Here is a 20,455-nt window from a genome sequence, read left to right as displayed (position 1 = left end):
GTTCGTGTTAATCCAATTGACCGTTCTGGTTCTTGTCTGCCGCCAGAAAGTCATCATTCATCTGTGCGTCGTATTCCGCCTTGGAAATAGCGTTGTCTTTGTTGCGATCAACATCCTGAAATTGTTTTATGTCCAGAAACGGTTTGGCTTCGTCCAGACCCAAAGTGCCGTTTTTGTCGTCGTCCATCTCCTGAAAGGCGTAGTCCGAAAAAGCGTTGAACTCGTCCTTGGACAGGAACCCGTCGTTGTTTGTGTCGATGGCTTTCAATTCGTTTTCGTGTAGTTCGCCCACTGTTTCAGCCCAGGCAGGACCTGTCATCAGAACCGTCGCCGCAATCAATATTCCACGTGTCATTCCGGCTCTCCTCAGCATGCGAATCTGTTGCCTTCAACGGCGCCGGCGGCTGCGCCTGCACCTGTCAGGATCGATCTGCCAGACCCACCGCCGAACTGGTTGCCAATGGCGCCGCCAATCAGCGCACCGCCGAGCGTTCCACTGAGACAGGCGATTTCGTGCTGCCGTGCTGCTTGTTGTTGTGGCGTAGGCGCGGGTCCGCAAGCCGCCAGCGCCCCCGCGGTACCGAAAATAAGCGTGACTATCTTCAGTTTCATCAACGACCTCCCTGATTGTATGCCTCAACTATTGGCTGATCAGGACGTTGCATCAAGTGAATTAGCGATCATGGCCCCGTGAGAGCCGGGGCCAAAGGGATCAGATCACGTCCAGCAGCCCCTCACCCGCCGATACTTCGCAGGCGCCGGGATTTTCTTCCAGGTTCAGCGCGATCACCTTGCCGTCTTCGACCAGCATCGCATAGCGCTTTGATCGCGAAATAAGCCCTGCGGGCGGCGCGTCAAAATCCATGCCGATGGCCTTGGTGAACTCTGAGGCAGCATCGCCCAGCATGGTCAGGCCCGCAGCGGTAGCACCCGTGGCCTCACCCCACGCCTGCATCACAAACGGATCATTGACCGAAATACAGATGATCTCGTCCACGCCTTTGGCCGAAAATTGATCCTTAGTGCGCATAAAGCTGGGTACATGTACAGTTGAACAGGTGCCAGTAAACGCGCCGGGCACCGCAAAGATCACCACTTTGCGCCCTTTGGTCTTGTCGGAAATCCGCACCTCTTCGGGGCCGTCCGCCCCCATTTGGGTCAGCGTGGCGTCGGGCAGCATGTCACCTGTTGAAATCATTTTTAAGCTCCTGTCGTTTGGATTTGCAGAGTCGGGCTCAGCCGCAATATAGGTGGTCGCGTGGATGAGACCACGGGAATTCGACAGGGCGGGAGGAACATGAGCCATATTGTCGTGATCGGCGCGGGGCAAGCGGGGTCTTCGCTTGTTGCCAGACTGCGCAAGGACGGGTTTGAGGGGGACATCACTCTGATCGGGGCCGAGCCGCATCTGCCCTACCAGCGACCGCCTTTGTCCAAGGCCTACTTGCTGGGTGAGATGGAGCTGGAACGTCTGTTCCTGCGTCCCGAGAGCTTTTATGCCGATAACAACATCGCCCTGCGTTTGGGCCAGCGTGTGACGGCGATTGATCCGCAAGCCAAGACTGTGACCGTGGGTGGCGAGGTCCTTTCCTACGACGAGCTGGCCCTGACTACCGGATCTGACCCGCGCCGTCTGCCTGCCGCGATTGGCGGTGATCTTGAGGGCGTACATGTGGTGCGCGACCTGGCGCATATCGACGAGATGGAGCCCCGGGTGAAAGACGGAGCGCGGGCTCTGATCGTGGGCGGTGGTTATATCGGGCTGGAAGCCGCGGCGGTTTGCGCCAAACGCGGGGTCAAGGTGACATTGGTCGAAATGGCCGATCGCATCCTGCAACGGGTTGCTGCACGCGAGACCAGCGATTATTTCCGCGCGCTGCACAGCGAATACGGTGCCGATATCCGTGAAGGTGTCGGACTGGACCGTCTGCTGGGTGAGAACGGCAAGGTCACTGGGGCTGTGTTGACCGACGGCACAGAGCTGGAGGTTGATTTCGTTGTTGTTGGTGTGGGCATTGCCCCTTCGACGCAGCTGGCCGAGATGGCCGGGTTGGCACTGGATAACGGGATCAAGACCGACGCTCATGGCCGTACTTCCGATCCGTCGATCTGGGCAGCAGGCGATTGCGCCTCTTTCCCCCATGGGGGAGACCGTATTCGGCTGGAAAGCGTGCCGAACGCCATCGACCAGGCCGAGGTTGTGGCCCAGAACATGCTGGGCGCGGCCAAGGATTACGTGGCTACGCCGTGGTTCTGGTCGGATCAGTATGACGTTAAACTGCAGATTGCCGGGTTGAACACCGGTTATGACCGCGTCGTGACCCGCAAGGGCGAGGGGCAGACGGTGTCCTTCTGGTATTACAAGGGCGATCAGTTGATCGCAGTGGATGCGATGAACGATCCGCGCGCCTATATGGTCGGAAAGCGCCTGATTGAAAGCGGCAAGACGGCTGATCCTGCCGTGGTTGCTGATCCAGATGCGGACTTGAAACCGCTGCTCAAGGCGTGAGGATCATCGCCGGAGAGTTCCGGGGCAGGGCTTTGGCCTCGGTTGGCAAAGGAGACACGGGCGCACATCTGCGCCCGACCACCGACCGGGTGCGTGAAAGCCTGTTCAACGTGCTGACCCATCAGATCGATTTTGACGGGCTGCGCGTGCTGGATCTGTTTGCCGGCACCGGTGCGTTGGGGCTCGAGGCGTTGTCGCGTGGCGCGACCCATGTGACCTTTGTCGATGACGGGCGCGTGGCGCAGGGCCTGATCCGCAAGAATACCGAGATCACGCGCAGTGCCGACCGCACCGATCTGATCCGCCGTGATGCAACGCGGCTGGGTGAAAACCCGGGCGCGCCTTACGATTTGATCTTTCTGGACCCGCCTTACGGTAAAGGGCTGGGACAAAAGGCCATTGCGGCAACTCAGTCCGGCGGCTGGATCGCCAAAGATGCGCTGATCGTCTGGGAAGAAAACGCTCCCATGCAGGCGGGTGACGGGTTCGAACATTTGGATGTCCGAAAATACGGCGACACTTTTGTCACATTGGAAAGGCGAATAGCTTAAGCTCAAACTGAGCGCAGAACAAATTACAAGGCGAAGTTTCGATCTATGTTCAGTAAAAAAATCTTTTCGGTTCTGCTGTTTATGGTGGTTTCAAGCGCTGCATCGGCATCCGGTTCACCGGAAAACTGTACGAAATTGTCGGATGCGAGTGTCAGGCTGGCCTGCTACGACGCAATATTCGGGACGACTTTTGTTGAAAAAGAGGAACCTATTGAATCGGCAGGCAACAATACCGTTTCCACGGAAAACTGGTTTGTCCGCACGTCAATTTCAAATGTGGACGACAGTCAGAATGTGATTTTGATAACTGAGGCATTAGAACCCAACAGAGGGCGTTTTGGCAACCAAACGCGCCTGAGTTTTCTGGCGGCCTGCCGGGAAAACTCCACCAATATCTGGTTTCATTTCGGTGGCCATTTCATGTCAGATTACCAGCATGGCAGAATTACCTACCGCATCGACAAGCAGGAAGCCAAAAGAAAAAACTTCCTCGAATCCAACAACCACGAGTCACTTGGCCTGTGGTCTGGAGGATCGGCTATTCCATTTCTGAAGCAACTAATGGGTCACGAGCGGTTATACATCAAAGCAACGCCACACTCGGAAAGTTCGTTGGAGGCGGTATTTGATATTTCCGGGTTGGAAGAGGTAATCAAGCCATTGCGTGAGGCTTGCAGCTGGTAACATGCAAACCGGTCCTGATTTATGTTAAGTTCGACCCATGGACCGCGCAATCACCCCGCCGATCTGGGCGATTTCATCAGATGCCAAGGCCACCACGAGCCCGGAGCCCAAACCTATGCGCGCACCGGTGTTCATCCACGACGCGGTTACGCCGTGGGGACAGGACACCGTGTTGCTGAAGCTGTGGCGCGACCAGTCAGCCGATCACGAGGAATAGGTCGGGTGAAACTTGCCGCCCGGTGACAGGGTAAAGATTTCGACCCCATCCGCCGTCACACCCACTGAATGCTCGAACTGAGCCGACAGTGATTTGTCGCGGGTTACGGCGGTCCAGTCGTCGGCCAGTGTTTTTGTCTCAGGTCGGCCCAGATTGACCATTGGTTCGATGGTAAAGAACATACCTTCTTCCAGCTTGGCTCCGGTACCCGGACGGCCATAGTGCAGAACGTTCGGCGGTGCGTGGAAAACCCGGCCCAGCCCGTGGCCGCAGAAATCACGCACGACGCTCATCCGGTGGGCTTCGACATAGGCCTGAATAGCGTGGCCAATATCACCGAATGTGTTGCCCGGCTTGACCATCTCGATGCCTTTGAACAGCGCGTCGTGGGTCACTTGGATCAGGCGCTCGGCCTTGCGAGGCAGTTTCCCGGCCACATACATGCGCGAAGTATCGCCGAACCAGCCGTCAACAATGACGGTGACGTCGATATTCAGGATGTCCCCATCCTTCAGCCGCTTGTCTCCGGGGATGCCGTGACAGACCACGTGATTCACGCTGATGCAACTGGCGTGCTGATAACCCTTGTAGCCAATCGTCGCCGATGTCGCGCCCGCATCCTCGACCATCTGAGTGATCAGGCGGTCAATCTCACCGGTGGTTTGGCCGGGAAAGACATGGCTTGCAATGTCATCCAGAATCCGCGCCGCCAAGGCCCCTGCCGTATGCATACCGGCAAAGTCACCCTGTTCATAAATGCGGATACCGTCTTTGGTCAGACGGCCACGATGTTCTTTCATCGGTGCGTGGCTCCAAAAGTTTCGCGCAGCATTCCTTTTACGCTGCTTGTGCAGAAAGTACCAGAGGGCGTTGGGTCGCTGCAGTATTTCTTGGATTTGGTATGAGCGTGACGCTGGTCAAGACGAATACAAGAATTAAGGGAGGCGAAAGTCGCGCGGGAATACGCCAAGTTTGCTGCCAACACCGACTAGAACCACGGTTCTTCCAGTTCTAAGGCGGCTAAGAACACTGTCGGGAACATCACAAACGATGTTCACCGCAGGCGCAGTGTCCTGCAAAGAAATTGGCCGAGGACACCGTCGATAGTCGCCCATATTCGGGTCTTCGACAACAAAGGTTATTTCCACGGGTTTTGATGATGGAATGGACACCAGCAATGGTATCGTGGCCGTAACAATTAAATAACCTGCAGCGAAACCGACCAATGGCACAAACAGTATCGCAAGTACCGTTTTCAATGGGTCCGAGTTTTGCACTCTATCAGCCAGACTGAGATGGACAGCCCAAAGTGCGATTGCCCCTGCAATTGCACCAACAACGCATGCCGGCCAAAAAACCGATGAAACCCACGATGGAGATGGGACAAATGGCACACCGACAAACCTGATCAGGACGGGTGTGCCACCCAAGCATATCAATATCAGAGACGCTATTCGAACCAGTCTTTCCAGCTTTTGGTTCCTTGCTATAGTTCTCGTGTTCATTCCTGGATCCATTAAGAACTGCCGCACAATTCAGGCAGCGTTGTTTTGCAATGCTAGGCATTTTGATCGCCAAAAACCCGTGTGCTCACCCAAACCCCCTCTGGCGAAATCCGCGTTCCATACACCAACTTCTCGACCCCCTGCGCCTGTGCCACGTCAAACGCGGCTGCATAGGCTGGGTCGATATCCGCGGCCAACGCGAATCTCTGGCAATCCGTCCGCTGCACCAGATACAGCATGATCGCCCGGTGCCCCTGTGCCACCATCGCCGCCAGCTCGCCCAGATGCTTGGTGCCGCGCGCGGTGACACTGTCGGGGAACTCGGCCAGACCGGGTTGGCGTGAGAGGGTGACGCTTTTGACCTCGACGTAGGTGTCGGGCAGGCCCGGTTGGGTGAGCAGAAAGTCGATGCGGCTGTTTTCGCCGTATTTTACTTCGGGGCGAACGCTTTCGTAGGCGGACAGTTCGGGAATCTCACGGGCCAGCAACGCCGCACGCAGGGCCTTATTGGGTACGGATGTATCGACCCCGGTGAAGTGACCATTTTCGTGATCGACCAGCCGCCAGCCGTATTTCAGCTTTTTCTTCGGATCATCGTTGGGTTCCAGCCAGACCTTCTCGCCCGGTTCGGCAAGCCCCATCATGCTGCCGGGATTGGCACAGTGGGCGGTGACCTCGCGCCCGTCCTCCAGCGCGCAATCGGCCAGAAAGCGTTTGTATCGGCGGATCAGGCGAGCGGGGATAAGGGGGGTTTCAAAATTCATGCCCCCCGGCCTATACCTGCCCCTAGGGTCGATCAAGAGGGAGGCACGCGCCATGTCCAATCCAACCGCCGCAATGTTGGTGATCGGGGATGAGATCCTCTCGGGCCGGACCCGCGATGCGAACATGCACTATCTGGCGCAAGAGCTGACAAAACACGGCATTGACCTGAAAGAAGTTCGAATTGTATCGGATGATGCTGTTGCCATTGAGGCGGCGGTCAGGGCCTTGTCCGAGTCGCATGATCAAGTGTTCACCAGTGGCGGGATCGGTCCGACCCACGATGACATAACCGCTGATTGCATCGCTCGGGCTTTCGATACGCCAATTGACATTCGCGATGATGCGCGCGCCTTGTTGCAGGCGCATTACGATACGTCGGGGCAGGAGTTGAACGAGGCCCGCCTGCGCATGGCCCGCATCCCCGACGGGGCTGCGTTGATCGATAATCCGGTTTCGACCGCACCGGGGTTCATCCTTAAAAATGTGCATGTCATGGCCGGTGTGCCTTCGGTGTTTCAGGCGATGGTGGCCAGCGTTCTGCCCCGCGTGACCGGTGGCCGCCCGTTGTTGTCCCAGACGCTGCGAGTGGATCGGGGCGAGGGGGACATCGCGGCCACTCTGGCCGTGCTGGCCGAGGATTTTGCTGATCTCTCCATCGGTTGCTATCCGTTTCAGATCAATGGCGTCTTTGGGGCCAACGTGGTTGTTCGCGGCACGGATGGTGCCCGGGTTGACGCGGCCACGACGCGGCTGGCGAAAGAGCTTGATCTGTGACCTTCAACTGGGCCGATATTGTCGATGGCACCTGGCCCGCCGCGAGATACAGTCAGGTGGGGCCATTTCGGCTGCGTGAAGGGCAGGGCGGTGGCTCGCGCGTGTCAGCCGCGAATGCTCTGGGTCCGGTGAGCGACGCCGAAATTGACGCCGCCGAGGCTGCCATGCAGGCGATGGGGCAAAAACAGATCTTTTGCCTGCGCCCGGGGGATGAGGCTTTAGACCAGCAACTTGGCGCGCGCGGGTACGAAATTCTGGACCCGGTCAATATCTATACCTGCCCGGTCGAGCACCTGACGGACCAGCCGCTGCCCCCGGTCACCGTTTTTCCCACCCCCGAGCCTTTGGCCATCATGCGCGAGATCTGGGCGCAGGGGGGCATCGGGCCTGAACGGGTTGCGATCATGGAGCGGGCGGTGGGGCCAAAAACCGGCCTGCTGTTGCGTCACTCAGATCAACCCGCCGGCGCTGGATTTGTTGCGATCCACGACGGGGTGGCGATGGTTCATGCGCTTGAGATAATGCCTGACCATCGTCGTCAGGGTTTGGGCCAATGTGCGATGCGTGCCGCGGCCTTTTGGGCCAAAGATACCGGGGCGCGAACCCTTAGTGTTATCTGCACCAAGGCAAATGACGGGGCAAACGGGCTGTATCGCGCGCTCGGGATGGAGATTGCCGGCGAATACCACTACCGTCAGCGTGTCCAGAAGTAGTGCTCTAATTGACCAATCACCAAATGCAGGCCCGATGAACCGATTTATACCATTGATTTTAGTGTTTCTGGCCGGCCCTCTCACCGCGCAGGAATTGACTTTGCCTTCTGGCGCGCGCCAGATCAGTGACCGCGTCAGCCCACTCGACAGTTATGAATTGCCAACAGGACCATTTGACAATGGCAGCCTGCCTGTCCGCAAGGCCGAAGGTCGTGTCGAACGGATCACCTGGCAGTTGCGTTCGGGATCCAGCACGACGCTGCAATTGCTGGCACCCTTGCGTGACCAGATCATTGCACAGGGTTATGACGTGGTGTTCGAATGCGAAGCCCGCACTTGCGGCGGCTTTGATTTCCGGTTCGCAACCGAGGTGGTCCCGACACCCGACATGTATGTGGCCATTCAGGATTACCGCTTTCTGTCTGCCACGCGCGGGGACGAGGTACTGAGCCTGCTGGTCAGCCGCAACCTGCCCAGCGGTTATGTGCAGATGATCCGTGTGACGCCGACCGAGGCCGAAGCCCCGCCCCCTCTGGTTATAGAGGAACAGGTCAGCCAGCCCGGTGATCTGCTCGCTGGGTTGACGCAAGACGGACATGTCATCCTGGCTGATCTGCATTTTCGTACCGGTGAGATGACGCTGGGCGACGGCCCGTTTGCCTCGCTTAAGGAGATTGCGCAGTATCTGGCCGACAACCCAGATACGCGACTGGCGCTTGTGGGTCATACCGACGACACCGGCACGCTGGATGCCAATATCTCGGTCAGTACTGGCCGGGCGCAGGCGGTTCGCGCGCGTCTGATCAACGCGTATGGCGTCGCCGCCGACAGACTTGAAGCGCGGGGGATCGGGTATCTGGCGCCGATCACTTCGAACGCGACACCGGAAGGCCGCGAGTTGAACCGTCGGGTCGAGGCGGTTTTGCTGGTCAATTGACGATACTGACACAAGTTAAGTGAACGACCGAACACATTCACAGGAGCAGTCATGTCGGACCAAGCGCAAAACTCTCAGGCATTGATTGTCGGCGCGGGGGCTGGTCTGTCGGCTTCATTTGCGCGGGCGTTGGCGCGGGACGGCTTTAGCCTGCATCTGACCGCCCGCGATATTTCCAAACTGGACCAGTTGGCGGCCGAAACCGGCGCCACGTTGCATCAGGTGGACGGGACCGATGCGGCAGGTATGGCAGACCTGGTCGCAAGTCTGCCGGGTGAGCTGCGCGTGGCCTGCTATAACCCTTCGGCCCGACAGCGCGGGCCGATTACCGAGTTGGACCCCGAAACCGTCCGCAAGGCGGTTGAGATTACGGCCCACGGTGCCTTCTTGTTGGGACAGGCCGCCGCACGCCGGATGTTGACCCAAGAGATGCGCGATAACCGGCGCGGGACCATTCTGTTCACCGGGGCCTCGGCAGGCGTCAAAGGCTTTCCGCTGTCCACGCCATTTGCCATGGGTAAATTTGCGCAGCGCGGTTTGGCGCAATCCATGGCGCGCGAGTTGCACCCTAAAGGCATCCACGTGGCCTGGATCAATATTGATGGCGGCATCCGAAATGCGGCCCGTCCCGAGCGAATTGAAGCTGAGAGCAATCCCGACAGTATGTTGGACCCGGATGCCATTGCGCGCGAATACATGCATCTGGTCCATCAGGACCGTTCAGCCTGGAGCAATGAACTGACCCTGCGTCCCTGGGTCGAACGCTTTTGAACGCAGGACAAAAAAAGACCCGCACAGATGCGCGGGCCATCAAGGTTCACCGTGGGAGATTCTACCAGTCCATCGGCCCTTTGTCGTTGAAGGACTCGACGAGGAAGTCGATAAATGCCCGCACCTTGGGCTGGGTAAAGCGGCCGGGCGGATAGACGGCATAGACGCCTTGCACCTCATCGGGCAGCGATGGCATCGCGTCCAGCACCGCGCCGGATTTCAGCGCGTCCGCGTACAGATAGCTGGGCAGATACGCAATCCCAAGACCCGAGATGGCCGCGTTCAACAGCGACTGTCCGTCATTGACACTCAGCCAGCCAGCAGTGCGAACCTGCCGCTTTTCGCCGGATGGGGCAGTCAATTTCCAGACATTGCCGGAAGATTGGCTGGAATAATGCAGCAGTTTGTGTTCGTTCAAATCGTCGATCTTCTGTGGGCGACCGAATTTCTCGATGTAGCTGGGCGCAGCCACCATGCGTTTCACGGTTTCGGTCAGCTTGCGGGCGCGCAGGGTGCTGTCTTCCAGCTCGCCGATGCGCACAGCCACGTCAAACCCTTCCGAGATCAGCTCTACATAGCGGTTGTTCAGCACCATGTTGACGGTAATGTCCGGGTATGCGGCCAGAAAATCCGACAGCACCGGAGACAGATGATTCACCCCGAAGTCCGTTGCGACGCTGATCCTCAACAGGCCGGACGGGGCCGATTGCATCGAGGTCACCAATGCATCCGCTTCGCCCGCGTCATTCAGCACGCGCCGGGCGCGGTCATAATAGGCCAGACCGATCTCAGTCGGTGAAACGCGCCGTGTGGTCCGGTTCAGCAGCCGTGCGCCCAATCGAGCCTCAAGACTCGATACGTGCTTTGACACGGCCGACTTGGAGATGCCCATTTTCTTGGCCGCATCGGTGAAACCACCTTGGTCCACCACATTGGCAAAGGCCTCCATTTCGGTTAGTCGATCCATTCTCGTTCCCCAGGTCTTTGTTCGTTGTCTAACTGTGCTGTCCAATCTGGGCGGAAAATTGGCGGACATGGGATAATATCAGGGATTTAAATGGGATCGTTTGCGTATGGGAAACGTGGAAACGGTGGTTTCCAGTATCGCCACAAACCTATAAACCCAAGGGTTTTATGGATATTTGCCGCACTGTGCTAACATGAGAATGGCAAATTTGTGTCCACGGAGGAGATCATGAGAGCCTTTTTCACCATTGCAGCCCTATGCCTGTTTGCGAACTTTGTTCAGGCCGGAGGCGAGACGCCTTCCAACCCCGATGCCTCGGTTTACTTCGTGAATTTGTCCGACGGCGATACCGTTCAATCCCCTGTCACCGTGGTCTTTGGCCTCAGCGGTATGGGAGTGGCCCCTGCGGGGACCGAGAAAGAGAATACCGGGCATCATCATCTGCTGATCGACCGCCCGCCGCTGGGCGAGGGTGAGGATGGTGCGGACGAACTGGCCTATGGTCTGCCCTCGGACGACAACCACCTGCATTTCGGCGGTGGTCAGACCGAGGTGACGCTAGAGTTGACCCCCGGCGATCACACGCTGCAACTGGTCCTGGGTGATGCGGGTCACGTGCCGCACGCCACGCCAATTGTGTCCGAGGTGATTACGATTACGGTGGAATAGGCATACGCATGCACCTGTTTACTTTCGTGTTGATGTAAGGAATTCTCCGACGCGTGGTCGGAGGGTTCTATGTCGCTTGAGTTTTTTCTTACATCCCTGATCGTCGTGCTCTTGCCGGGCACAGGTGTGATTTACACACTGGCAATCGGGCTCGGTCGAGGGTTTCGCGCGAGCGTTGCGGCGGCGGTGGGCTGCACACTTGGGATCGTGCCCGCCGCTGTCGCCAGCATCATCGGGCTTGCCGCGCTGCTTCACACAAGTGCGCTGGCCTTTCAGATCCTCAAATATATTGGCGTGCTGTACCTGTTCTATATGGCTTGGGGGATCGTCCGTGAGGGCGGTGCGATGGAGGTCGCTGCCGAGAAATCCACCAAAGGCCTTATTAAGATTGCGGCGACCGGCACGCTGATCAACGTGCTGAACCCCAAGCTTTCGCTGTTCTTCCTTGCGTTCTTGCCGCAATTCTTACCTGCGGAAGCAACCCATGTAAGCTTGGCATTGGTGCAATTGGCGCTCGCCTTCATGGCGATGACCTTTGTTGTATTCATCGCCTATGGTGCTTGCGCAGCCTTGGCGCGGGACTACATCGTTCACCGCCCATCTGTGATGGCCTGGATCAAACGATGCTTTGCAACGGCTTTCGGCGTGCTCGGGGTTAAACTTGCACTGGCGGACTGACCGGGCTTAAAGCCCTGCAGCCAGCCGTGTACCCTGATTGATCGCGCGTTTGGCGTCCAGTTCCGCGGCAACGTCCGCACCGCCGATAACATGCGGAGTGACACCTCGCTCGATCAGCACATCGGCCAGGCTGCGGTCCGAGACCTGCCCCGAACACAACACAATGGTGTCCACTGCAATCACCGTCGGATCGGCGCGCTCTTCGCCAAAGCTGACATGCAGGCCGGCGTCGTCGATGCGTTCGTAGTTCACGCCGCCGACGAAATTGACGTCCTTCATCTTCAGCGTGGCGCGGTGAATCCAGCCGGTGGTCTTGCCCAGCCCCTTACCGTGGACCTGTTTCTTACGCTGCAGCAATGTGACCTCGCGCGCAGGGGCGGCGGGTTGCGGGCCTTCCGGCGCCAGACCCGAGCGGTTCGCGGCCGGGTCTGTCACACCCCATTCCTTCATCCAGGCAGGCAGGTCGGTGGTAATGCTGTGGCCGTCCTCTAGCAGGAATTCCGACACGTCGAACCCGATACCGCCCGCGCCGACCACGGCGACGGATTTGCCGACATCGGCCTTGTCGCGAAGCACGTCGATATAGCTGACGACGTTGTCGCGGTTCTGCCCGGGAATCTGCGGATCGCGCGGAGTTACGCCGGTGGCGATGACCACTTCGTCAAAACCGGTCAGGTCATCGGCACCGACCTCGCGGTTCAGTTCCAATTTCACACCCAGATCGTCCATCATGGTGCGGTACCAGTCAACCAGACCCCAGAATTCTTCTTTGCCCGGCACCTGTTTGGCCATGTTCAGCTGTCCGCCGACCTCGGATGCGCGGTCGAACAGGGTGACATCATGGCCGCGCTGGGCGGCAGTCATCGCAGTGGACAGACCCGCCGGGCCTGCACCCACGATGGCCACAGTTTTCGAAGTTTCGGCCTTTTCGATAACCAGTTCGGTTTCATGGCATGCGCGCGGGTTAACCAGACACGAGGTCAGCTTGCCCTGGAATGTGTGATCCAGACAGGCCTGGTTACAGGCAATACAGGGGGCAATTTTTGCGGCTTCACCTGACATCGCCTTGGCCACGAAATCAGCGTCCGCCAACATTGGTCGCGCCAGCGACACCATGTCGGCGCAACCGGACGACAGGACCTCTTCGGCGACTTCCGGCGTGTTAATCCGGTTCGAGGTAATCACTGGGATTGACACTTTGCCCATCAGTTTCTTGGTCACCCAGGCAAAGGCCGCGCGCGGAACGCTGGTGGCGATGGTGGGGATGCGCGCCTCGTGCCAGCCGATGCCGGTGTTGATGATCGTGGCCCCGGCCTGTTCGATCCGCTGGGCCAGTTCCACAACCTCTTCATGGGTCGAGCCATTGGGGATCAGATCAATCATCGACAGGCGGTAGATGATGATGAAATCGGTGCCCACGGCCTCCCGCGTGCGGCGCACCACCTCGATGGGCAGGCGCATTCGGTTTTCGTAGGAACCACCCCAGCGATCGGTGCGTTTGTTGGTGTGGGTCACGAGGAACTGATTGAGGAAATACCCCTCGGATCCCATGACCTCGACCCCATCATAGCCTGCCTTCTGGGCCAGAACGGCGGCATTCACGATGTCACTGATCTGCTTTTCGATGCCTTCCTCGTCCAGCTCATTGGGTGGAAAGGGCGAGATCGGAGACTTCACCGGGCTGGGGGCCACGCATTTGGGACCATAGGCATAGCGCCCCGCGTGCAAAATTTGCATGGCGATCTTGCCACCTGCCTCGTGCACGCGCTGGGTTACGATCGAGTGGTTCGCGACCTCTTTGTCGTTGGTCATCATCGACGCGCCGGGCAGAACCGAGCCTTCGAGGTTTGGGCCAATCCCACCCGTCACCATCAGCCCCACACCGCCACGGGCCCGGTCGGCATAGAATTCAGCCACGCGGTTCCAGTCGCCGGTCTCTTCCAACCCCGTATGCATCGAGCCCATCAGGACGCGGTTCTTCAACGTGGTAAAGCCCAGATCCAGCGGGGCCAGCATGTTTGGGTACGCAGTCATGGCGAACTCTCCCTCCCGATTCTTATGTGTTAGATTGACGTTCACGTCACCTTTGTCACGCAGAACCTAACGTCACACTCTTTGCTGTTCCTGAACCGCTTGATACAGAGTGGCCAGAGCAATGTACGAGGCCGCGCATGACACCCGAAGAAATCGCCAAACTGCCCTATCGTCCCTGCGTCGGTCTGATGCTGATCAATGCCGAGGGCAAGGTCTTTGTCGGGCAGCGCAATGACCGCCACAAGGATGCCTGGCAGATGCCGCAGGGCGGTGTGGACAAGGGCGAAGACCCGCGCGACGCAGCCCTGCGCGAGTTGTGGGAGGAAACTGGTGTCACCGCCGATCTGGTCGAGGTTATGGCCGAGACCGACGGTTGGCTGCCCTATGACCTGCCCCATGACATTGTGCCCAAGATCTGGAAAGGACGCTACCGTGGGCAAGAGCAGAAATGGTTCCTGCTGCAGTTCACTGGCCGGGATGATCAGATCAACATAGAAACGGACCATCCGGAATTCACCCACTGGAAATGGCAAGACCCCGCAAAGCTGATCGAAGAGATCGTCCCCTTCAAACGCGACGTCTACGCGCAGGTGCTGGCGGCTTTTGAGGGCTACCTGCGTTAGGTACACCGCGTGTATTGCCGCGTAACTTACGCGAGGGCAAATTGGACATTCCATGGCGCGGCGTATAGCGCGGGCCCGTTCTTTTCGGGCTCTTCATGATTTTAACGACTTACCCAAGCGCCGTACGCGCGCATCGCCATGCTGACATGGTTGTTCACGCGGTCGGGTTATTCCTGATTTTAGCGGCTGGAAGCCTGCTGGTTGTCAACGCGTATCTTCGCCTGGAAACCGGGCTGTTTCTTGCGGTTGTGATCTATGTTCTCAGCGCGCTTGCCTCGAACCTGGCGTCCTGTGCCTATCACTTTGGGCCATGGCATGACCGTCGCGTGGTGCTGCGTCGGATAGATCACGCGGCGATCTACCCCCTTATCTGCGGGACTTTCACGCCGTTTTTCGTTCAGGCAGGCACGGCATGGACCATGACGCTGCTCTGGATGTGCTGGGGGCTGACCATTGTCGCCGTCTGGAACAAGGTCGTGAACGAAACGGTCAAGTCGAAATGGTCGACCGCATCCTATCTGGGGCTGGGCGGCATCGGGCTGTCCGCCATCCCCGACATGACCAACGTCCCCGCGGCAACTCTGTGGTGCATTCTCGGCGGTGCTGCCAGTTATGTGATTGGGACGGCGTTCTACGCCCGAAAAACCCTGCCGTATCGCTATGCTATCTGGCACATTTGGGTGAATCTGGGCGGAGCTCTGATGTTTGTGGGTGTCTGGCTGGCGCTTTTCTCTAACACCTAGACCCTGATCAGGTGGTGGACGCCTTGGCTGACCCTCTGTCATAAATCGGTATGCGTATCGAAGACATCTGGCCGAAATACCGCGCCCGGCTGAAGGCGTTCCTGCATTCCCGTGTTTCAAACGCGACGGATGTGGACGACTTGCTGCAAGAGATCTCGGTCAAGGTTTTTACCGGTCTGCCCGCTCTGAAAGATCCGGCCAAGTTGCAATCATGGCTGTTTCAGACTGCCGACCGTACCATCATCGACCATTACCGCAAATCGGGCCGGGCACAGGCGCACCCAGACGATCTGTGGTACCACCGCGACGACCCCGAAACCCGGCAGGGCCTTGAAGGCTGTGTCGAACCTTTCATTCGCGGCCTTGCCCCTGAAACAGCGGAAATGCTGATGGCCATCGACATCGGCGGCATGTCACAGCGCGACTACGCACAGGCGCAGGGACTGTCTTATTCAACGCTTAAATCCCGCGTTCAGAAGGGCCGGACTGAGTTGCGAAAAGCGTTTGAGGCATGCTGCGAAATCTCAATGGACGTGCGGGGAAATATCGCGGAGGTGCAGGAAAAATCGAAGTCCTGCAAAAAATGCTGATCTGATCGTCGTCTTTTTGGGGCGGGCTTCGTCTGACGGGGGAAACCACCAAAAAGGAAAGATAGATGATCCGTATAATCAGTTTCAAAATCTGCCCCTTCGTTCAACGCGTAACAGCGATGCTCGAAGCCAAGCAGGTGCCGTATCAGATCGACTATATCAGCCTCAGCAACAAGCCCGACTGGTTCCTAGATCTGTCGCCCACCGGTCAGGTGCCCGTATTGGTAACCGAAGGCGGAACGGCATTGTTCGAATCCGATGCTATTATCGAATATGTCGATGAGGTCACGGCACTGCTGCAGCCTAACCTGAGCCCCGAACAGCGCGCCCTGAACCGAGCCTGGAGCTATCAGGCCAGCAAGCACTATCTGGTTCAGTGCAGTACAATGCAAAGTGCAGACAGCGCGATGTTCGGCGAACGTGTGGCCAAATTGAACGCCGCGTTTGCCAAGGCTGAAATGCAACTGGACGAAGGTCCGTTCTTCGCAGGGGAAACGCTGGGCAATGTGGATATGGCATGGCTGCCCTTGTTGCACCGCGCTGCGATTGTCGCTGATCACAGTGGGCACGACATGCTGGCCGACTATCCCAAGGTAAAAGCCTGGCAACAGGCCTTGCAGGCAACGGGTATCCCGCAGAAATCCGTGGCCGAGGACTTCCTCGCCCGATTCACCGATTTCTACCTGGCCGAACGCACATGGTTGGGTCGGGGTGCGAATGCGAACGAGGCTCCGTCGGCGACCGAAGTGAAACAATCCGGTGGCTGCTGCGGTTGATCGCTCACTGACCCGCACGTTGGCGTGAGGGTGCGTGGATCGGGGCAATAAGCATCTCTAGCTTGGTGCGCATGAAAGATACTACCGCGCACCCCCTCTGCTCTCTTGCCCCAGCCGGGCGCAAGTTTACAGGCACAGACCGTCGCGCACCGCTTCGCGACGGTCTTCAAAATTGTGGGGAATACGGCGCGGGGCAGACGGCGGGCCGGTTCTATCCCGTTGCCTGCGTTGCGCTTGAGGTCACGCAGCGCTGCAATCTGGACTGTACGCTCTGTTATCTGTCCGACCGGGCCGAGATGACCTACGACCCGCCGCTCTCGGTTCTGTTCGCGCGCCTTGCCACAATCCACAGCCATTACGGTCCCGGTGTTTCGGTGCAGTTGACGGGGGGCGATCCCACACTGCGCAAAGTTGAAGACCTTGAGGCGCTGTGCCGTGAAATCCGCCAACTGGGCATGCGGTCCTGCCTGATGACCAACGGTATCCGTGCCAGCCGGGCGTTTCTGGCGCGGCTGGCGGCCGCAGGGCTGGATGATGTGGCCTTTCACGTTGACATGACGCAAGAGCGTAAGGGCTTCGATTGCGAAGCCGACCTGAATGTGGTGCGCCGTTCCTATATCCGCCGGACACGGGGGCTGGGGCTGCGCGTTCTGTTTAACACCACTGTCTTTGGCGGCAATTTCCACGACCTTCCGGCGCTGGCGCGATTCTTCCGCGACTGTCCCGAGGTCGCTTTCGTCTCGTTCCAGATGCAGGCCGATACCGGGCGCGGCGTCCTGCGTGCGCGCCCCGGTTCGATCACGCAGAACAGCGTGGCAGATGCGGTCGAAGAAGGCTATGGCACATCTCTGCATTTCAACACAGCCGCCGTTGGACATTCAAAATGCAACCGTTATGCCAGTGTTCTCACGGCGGGTGGGAAGGCGGTTTCGCTCTTGTCAAACCGGCGGCTGGTTCATCGGGTGATTGCGGTGCTGGAACGCGCCGACCGGTCCGTGGATGGGTATCTAGATATCCGCGATGCTGTGCGACGCGTGATCCTGCGCAATCCATTTCTTGCGGTCAGGGCGGGGGTGCACCTGCTGGCAAGCGCCTTACGCCTGGGGGCGGGGCTATTGCGCGGTCCCGTACAACGTCAGGCGGTGTTCATCCATGACTTCATGGCCGCAGATGCGCTTGAGGAGGACCGTTGCGCCTCTTGTGTGTTCATGGTCGCCACGGCCAATGGCCCATTGTCGATGTGCGCCCACAACGCACAGCGCGATCTGCATCTGGCCTCGCCAGACCGGATCGACACCCCGAGCGGTCCAAGCTGGTGGAACGCCGCCGTGCCACGCCTGTCTGCCAGCCAGGACTTGCCAGAATTGGGTGACCCTGCGCTGGCACCCCTGAAGCGCCTCAAAGGGCAGGTACGCGCCTTGCGGCAAAACCGGAAGGGCGCGCTATGAGACAGCTTTTGTTCGTGTTCCTGCCTTTGTTGACCGCCTGCGCGTCTGTGGAGCGTCTGGCCCTGCCCAAGCCGGAACCGCTGCCGGGCTCGGCGCTGACCCGCACGGCTCCGCCCCCGGGGGAGTATGTTGATCACCGAGACTGGACCGCGTTTCTGAACCGCTATGTCGCGCAAGACGGGCAGGGTGTGAACCGGGTGGCTTATGGACAGGTCACTCAGGCGGACCGGGCGCGGCTGAACGGGTATTTGGACGATCTTCAGTCCGTCGATCCCGCACATCTGACCCGTGATCAGCAACTGGCGTTTTGGATCAACCTCTATAATGCGGTGACGGTGGATGTGATCCTCGACAATTATCCAGTCGCCTCGATCCGCAACATCACCGATGGGCCGCTGTCATTTGGTCCATGGGATCGGCCTCTGGTTCAGGTGACAGGCGAGACATTGACCCTGAACGATATCGAACACCGCATCATTCGCCCCACATTCAATGAACCCCGCGTCCATTACGCCCTGAATTGCGCGGCTGTGGGCTGCCCCAACTTGATGGGTCGCGCCTGGCAGGCCGAGACCTTGGAAAGCGACTTCGCTGCTGCTGAGCACGCTTACGTCAATGATCCGCGCGGTGTGCGTTTCGATGATCGCGGCAGGCTGACCCTGTCGAAAATCTACATCTGGTTCCGCGAGGACTACGGGCCAAACGAAAAAGCGGTGCTTGCCCATATTGAAACGGCAGCAGAACCCGATCTGATGGCGCGGCTACAAAACGCGCCGCGCGTCAGGGCTTATACATACGACTGGGCCTTGAATGACGCTGCCGCAGGGATCTGAGGGGAGGGCTTACAGCAACCCTTCCGCGCGCAGCAGTTCCTGCATATTCGCCTCGGGGCGCGGGCCAATGTGGCTGATCACCTCGCGGGCGCAGACATTGCCGATACGTGCGCAGGTTTCATAGTCGCGACCCGTGGCCATGCCATAGAGAAACCCGGCGGCGAACTGATCGCCCGCACCGGTCGCGTCAACAGGCACAACCTTTTCGACCGGCACGTCGATACGCTGCCCCTCATTTAGCACCGTCACACCATCACCCGAGCGGGTGCAGACGACCAAGGGGCAAATCTCGGCCGTTTTCGCCAGTGCTTCTTCCAGATCGTCGGTTTCAAACAGCGACTTGATCTCGGCCTCGTTGCCGATCACAAAATCCAGCTCGTTCTCGATCAGCAACAGGAAATCGACCCGGTGGCGTTCGACGCAGAACGGGTCCGAGATGGCAATACCGGCCTTGCCGCCACCCTTGTGACAGTTGCGGGCTGCCTCGAGAAAAGCTGCCTTGCCCTTTTCCTTGTCGAACAGATAGCCCTCAAGAAACATGATCTGGCTATTGCCTGCTACGTCAGAGGATACGTCCTCGGACGACAATTCCGAGGAAATCCCTAGATACGTGTTCATCGACCGTTCGCCATCAGGTGAGACAAAGATCATCGAACGCGAGGTCGGGAGTTCCCCGCCCGGTACTGGTGGGTTGACGAAATCGACGCCGTCCTCGTTCATTGCATCGGCGTAAAACCGGCCCAGCGCATCGTCGTGAACACGGCCAATAAAGGCTGAATCCAGTCCCAACGCACCTGCGCCGGCAATCGTGTTGGCGACCGAGCCGCCGGGTGTTTGCACCCGGCCTTCCATCGCCGCATAAAGCACCTCGCCGCGATCACGTTCGATCAGCTGCATGATGCCTTTTTCGATGCCCATCAGTTCCAGGAAACTGTCATCGGCCTGGGAAATCACGTCCACAACGGCATTTCCGATGCCGACAAGCTGATAGGTTTTCATAGGTTCTTGTCCTCAAATTCGCAGAGATCACGGATGATGCAGGTTCCACACATCGGTTTGCGTGCCTTGCAGTGGTAACGCCCATGCAGGATCAGCCAGTGATGCGCATGGAGCTGAAAATCGGTCGGGATGTTGTCCTCGATGGCGCGTTCCACCGCGTCCACATTTTTGCCTGGACAAATGCCCGAGCGGTTGCCGACGCGAAAGATATGGGTGTCCACGGCCTGCGCAGGATAACGCCACCACATGTTCAGCACCACATTGGCCGTCTTGCGCCCTACACCCGGCAGCGACTGTAGCGCGGCGCGGGAATTGGGCACCTCACCGCCGTATTCGTCGACCAGAATACGGCTGAGCTTGATCACATTCTTGGCCTTTTGTCGGAACAGGCCGATGGTCTTGATATGCTCGATCAGACCTTCTTCGCCCAGATCCAGCATTTTTTGCGGCGTGTCCGCGACCTTGAACAGTGCCCGTGTGGCCTTGTTGACACCTGCGTCGGTTGCCTGCGCCGAAAGTGCTACGGCAACAACTAAGGTGTAGACGTTCACATGCTCCAGCTCACCCTTGGGTTCAGGGTCGGCCTCGTGAAAGCGCGTAAAGATCTCGCGGATCGTGTGGTAATCGAGTTGTTTTGCCATCCGCGCCTTAATGCCGTGTGCAGCCTGT

The 20,455-nt window shown here is 58.5% G+C and carries 25 protein-coding genes; 16 read left to right on the top strand and 9 right to left on the bottom strand.

Translation table 11 applies throughout. From position 1 onward, the window contains the following. Positions 1–7: 7 nt before the first annotated feature. The 3 genes from ACR0IY_RS10590 to ACR0IY_RS10580 form a co-directional block, all read right to left on the bottom strand. Positions 8–355: an EF-hand domain-containing protein gene (locus ACR0IY_RS10590; RefSeq protein WP_480672995.1), complete on the bottom strand. Its 348-nt coding sequence runs from the start codon at positions 353–355 to the stop codon at positions 8–10. An 11-nt stretch (positions 356–366) separates the two neighbouring features. Next, positions 367–612, bottom strand: coding sequence for a glycine zipper 2TM domain-containing protein (locus ACR0IY_RS10585; RefSeq protein WP_480672993.1), 246 nt, complete (start codon positions 610–612; stop codon positions 367–369). Between the two features lie 100 nt (positions 613–712). Beyond that, positions 713–1,198 (bottom strand): redoxin family protein, encoded by a 486-nt coding sequence (locus ACR0IY_RS10580; protein WP_480672991.1) that lies wholly within the window; start codon positions 1,196–1,198, stop codon positions 713–715. Positions 1,199–1,297: 99 nt separating this feature from the next. Here ACR0IY_RS10580 and ACR0IY_RS10575 point away from each other — a divergent pair, with 99 nt between their 5' ends. The 4 genes from ACR0IY_RS10575 to ACR0IY_RS10560 are packed head-to-tail and all read left to right on the top strand — an operon-like array spanning position 1,298 to position 3,961. Beyond that, complete coding sequence (locus ACR0IY_RS10575) at positions 1,298–2,509, top strand: NAD(P)/FAD-dependent oxidoreductase (protein ID WP_480672989.1); 1,212 nt, start codon at positions 1,298–1,300, stop codon at positions 2,507–2,509. Further along, positions 2,506–3,060, top strand: coding sequence for a 16S rRNA (guanine(966)-N(2))-methyltransferase RsmD (gene rsmD, locus ACR0IY_RS10570; protein WP_480672987.1), 555 nt, complete (start codon positions 2,506–2,508; stop codon positions 3,058–3,060). Before ACR0IY_RS10575 ends, rsmD begins: the two co-directional genes overlap by 4 nt. 45 nt (positions 3,061–3,105) lie before the next feature. Further along, positions 3,106–3,744: a type VI secretion system-associated protein TagO gene (locus ACR0IY_RS10565; protein WP_480672985.1), complete on the top strand. Its 639-nt coding sequence runs from the start codon at positions 3,106–3,108 to the stop codon at positions 3,742–3,744. Positions 3,745–3,781: 37 nt separating this feature from the next. After that, the gene (locus ACR0IY_RS10560) at positions 3,782–3,961 is read left to right on the top strand and encodes a hypothetical protein (protein ID WP_480672983.1); all 180 of its coding nucleotides are present in this window, start codon (positions 3,782–3,784) and stop codon (positions 3,959–3,961) included. Here ACR0IY_RS10560 and map read toward each other — a convergent pair. Continuing rightward, a complete protein-coding gene (gene map, locus ACR0IY_RS10555) occupies positions 3,949–4,761 on the bottom strand; it encodes a type I methionyl aminopeptidase (protein ID WP_480672981.1) in 813 nt (270 codons plus the stop codon). The two genes, ACR0IY_RS10560 and map, sit on opposite strands and share 13 nt — an antisense overlap. A gap of 758 nt (positions 4,762–5,519) precedes the next feature. Continuing rightward, positions 5,520–6,230, bottom strand: a complete 711-nt coding sequence (sfsA, locus tag ACR0IY_RS10550; RefSeq protein WP_480672979.1) for a DNA/RNA nuclease SfsA — start codon at positions 6,228–6,230, stop codon at positions 5,520–5,522. A 52-nt stretch (positions 6,231–6,282) separates the two neighbouring features. Here sfsA and ACR0IY_RS10545 point away from each other — a divergent pair, with 52 nt between their 5' ends. Genes ACR0IY_RS10545 through ACR0IY_RS10530 form a run of 4 tightly spaced genes read left to right on the top strand, consistent with a single transcriptional unit; the run spans position 6,283 to position 9,426 of the window. After that, positions 6,283–7,005, top strand: a complete 723-nt coding sequence (locus ACR0IY_RS10545; protein ID WP_480672977.1) for a competence/damage-inducible protein A — start codon at positions 6,283–6,285, stop codon at positions 7,003–7,005. After that, positions 7,002–7,718 (top strand): GNAT family N-acetyltransferase, encoded by a 717-nt coding sequence (locus ACR0IY_RS10540; RefSeq protein ID WP_480672975.1) that lies wholly within the window; start codon positions 7,002–7,004, stop codon positions 7,716–7,718. Before ACR0IY_RS10545 ends, ACR0IY_RS10540 begins: the two co-directional genes overlap by 4 nt. Positions 7,719–7,752: 34 nt before the next feature. Then, a complete protein-coding gene (locus ACR0IY_RS10535; RefSeq protein WP_480672973.1) occupies positions 7,753–8,655 on the top strand; it encodes an OmpA family protein in 903 nt (300 codons plus the stop codon). Between the two features lie 51 nt (positions 8,656–8,706). Continuing rightward, positions 8,707–9,426, top strand: a complete 720-nt coding sequence (locus tag ACR0IY_RS10530) for an SDR family NAD(P)-dependent oxidoreductase (protein ID WP_480672971.1) — start codon at positions 8,707–8,709, stop codon at positions 9,424–9,426. Positions 9,427–9,487: 61 nt separating this feature from the next. On the opposite strand, the gene ACR0IY_RS10525 is transcribed toward ACR0IY_RS10530, so the two are convergent. Next, entirely contained in the window at positions 9,488–10,393 is a 906-nt protein-coding gene (locus ACR0IY_RS10525; RefSeq protein ID WP_480672969.1) for a LysR family transcriptional regulator, read from the bottom strand. Positions 10,394–10,621: 228 nt separating this feature from the next. Between ACR0IY_RS10525 and ACR0IY_RS10520 the strand changes: the two genes are divergently transcribed. Then, the gene (locus ACR0IY_RS10520) at positions 10,622–11,062 is read left to right on the top strand and encodes a DUF4399 domain-containing protein (RefSeq protein ID WP_480672967.1); all 441 of its coding nucleotides are present in this window, start codon (positions 10,622–10,624) and stop codon (positions 11,060–11,062) included. Positions 11,063–11,131: 69 nt separating this feature from the next. Then, a complete protein-coding gene (locus tag ACR0IY_RS10515) occupies positions 11,132–11,740 on the top strand; it encodes a LysE family translocator (protein WP_480672965.1) in 609 nt (202 codons plus the stop codon). A gap of 6 nt (positions 11,741–11,746) precedes the next feature. Here the strand turns inward: ACR0IY_RS10515 and ACR0IY_RS10510 are convergent, their stop codons facing one another. After that, on the bottom strand, positions 11,747–13,774 hold the full coding sequence (locus tag ACR0IY_RS10510) for an FAD-dependent oxidoreductase (protein WP_480672963.1): 2,028 nt from the start codon (positions 13,772–13,774) through the stop codon (positions 11,747–11,749). A gap of 137 nt (positions 13,775–13,911) precedes the next feature. On the opposite strand from ACR0IY_RS10510, the gene ACR0IY_RS10505 reads away from it, so the two are divergent. From ACR0IY_RS10505 to ACR0IY_RS10480, 6 genes are all read left to right on the top strand, one after another. Then, positions 13,912–14,397 carry an RNA pyrophosphohydrolase gene (locus ACR0IY_RS10505; RefSeq protein ID WP_480672961.1) on the top strand — a complete coding sequence of 162 codons (486 nt, stop codon included), beginning with the start codon at positions 13,912–13,914 and terminating at the stop codon, positions 14,395–14,397. Between the two features lie 95 nt (positions 14,398–14,492). Next, on the top strand, positions 14,493–15,140 hold the full coding sequence (gene trhA / locus ACR0IY_RS10500; protein ID WP_480672959.1) for a PAQR family membrane homeostasis protein TrhA: 648 nt from the start codon (positions 14,493–14,495) through the stop codon (positions 15,138–15,140). 50 nt (positions 15,141–15,190) lie between these two features. Beyond that, positions 15,191–15,730: an RNA polymerase sigma factor SigZ gene (sigZ, locus tag ACR0IY_RS10495; RefSeq protein WP_480672957.1), complete on the top strand. Its 540-nt coding sequence runs from the start codon at positions 15,191–15,193 to the stop codon at positions 15,728–15,730. 65 nt (positions 15,731–15,795) lie between these two features. Next, complete coding sequence (locus ACR0IY_RS10490) at positions 15,796–16,506, top strand: glutathione S-transferase family protein (RefSeq protein ID WP_480672955.1); 711 nt, start codon at positions 15,796–15,798, stop codon at positions 16,504–16,506. Between the two features lie 71 nt (positions 16,507–16,577). Then, a complete protein-coding gene (locus ACR0IY_RS10485) occupies positions 16,578–17,954 on the top strand; it encodes a radical SAM protein (protein ID WP_480672953.1) in 1,377 nt (458 codons plus the stop codon). Beyond that, positions 17,951–18,787 (top strand): DUF547 domain-containing protein, encoded by an 837-nt coding sequence (locus ACR0IY_RS10480; protein ID WP_480672951.1) that lies wholly within the window; start codon positions 17,951–17,953, stop codon positions 18,785–18,787. The genes ACR0IY_RS10485 and ACR0IY_RS10480 overlap by 4 nt, the downstream gene beginning before the upstream one ends. A gap of 9 nt (positions 18,788–18,796) precedes the next feature. On the opposite strand, the gene ACR0IY_RS10475 is transcribed toward ACR0IY_RS10480, so the two are convergent. Then, positions 18,797–19,786 carry an adenosine kinase gene (locus tag ACR0IY_RS10475; protein ID WP_480672949.1) on the bottom strand — a complete coding sequence of 330 codons (990 nt, stop codon included), beginning with the start codon at positions 19,784–19,786 and terminating at the stop codon, positions 18,797–18,799. Then, positions 19,783–20,427, bottom strand: coding sequence for an endonuclease III (gene nth, locus ACR0IY_RS10470; RefSeq protein ID WP_480672947.1), 645 nt, complete (start codon positions 20,425–20,427; stop codon positions 19,783–19,785). Before nth ends, ACR0IY_RS10475 begins: the two co-directional genes overlap by 4 nt. Between the last annotated feature and the right edge of the window lie 28 nt (positions 20,428–20,455).

This window comes from Ruegeria sp. BC1 (genome assembly GCF_056539305.1).
The sequence above is the reverse complement of the archived record's forward strand: the minus strand, read 5'-3'. Positions and strand labels throughout refer to the sequence as shown.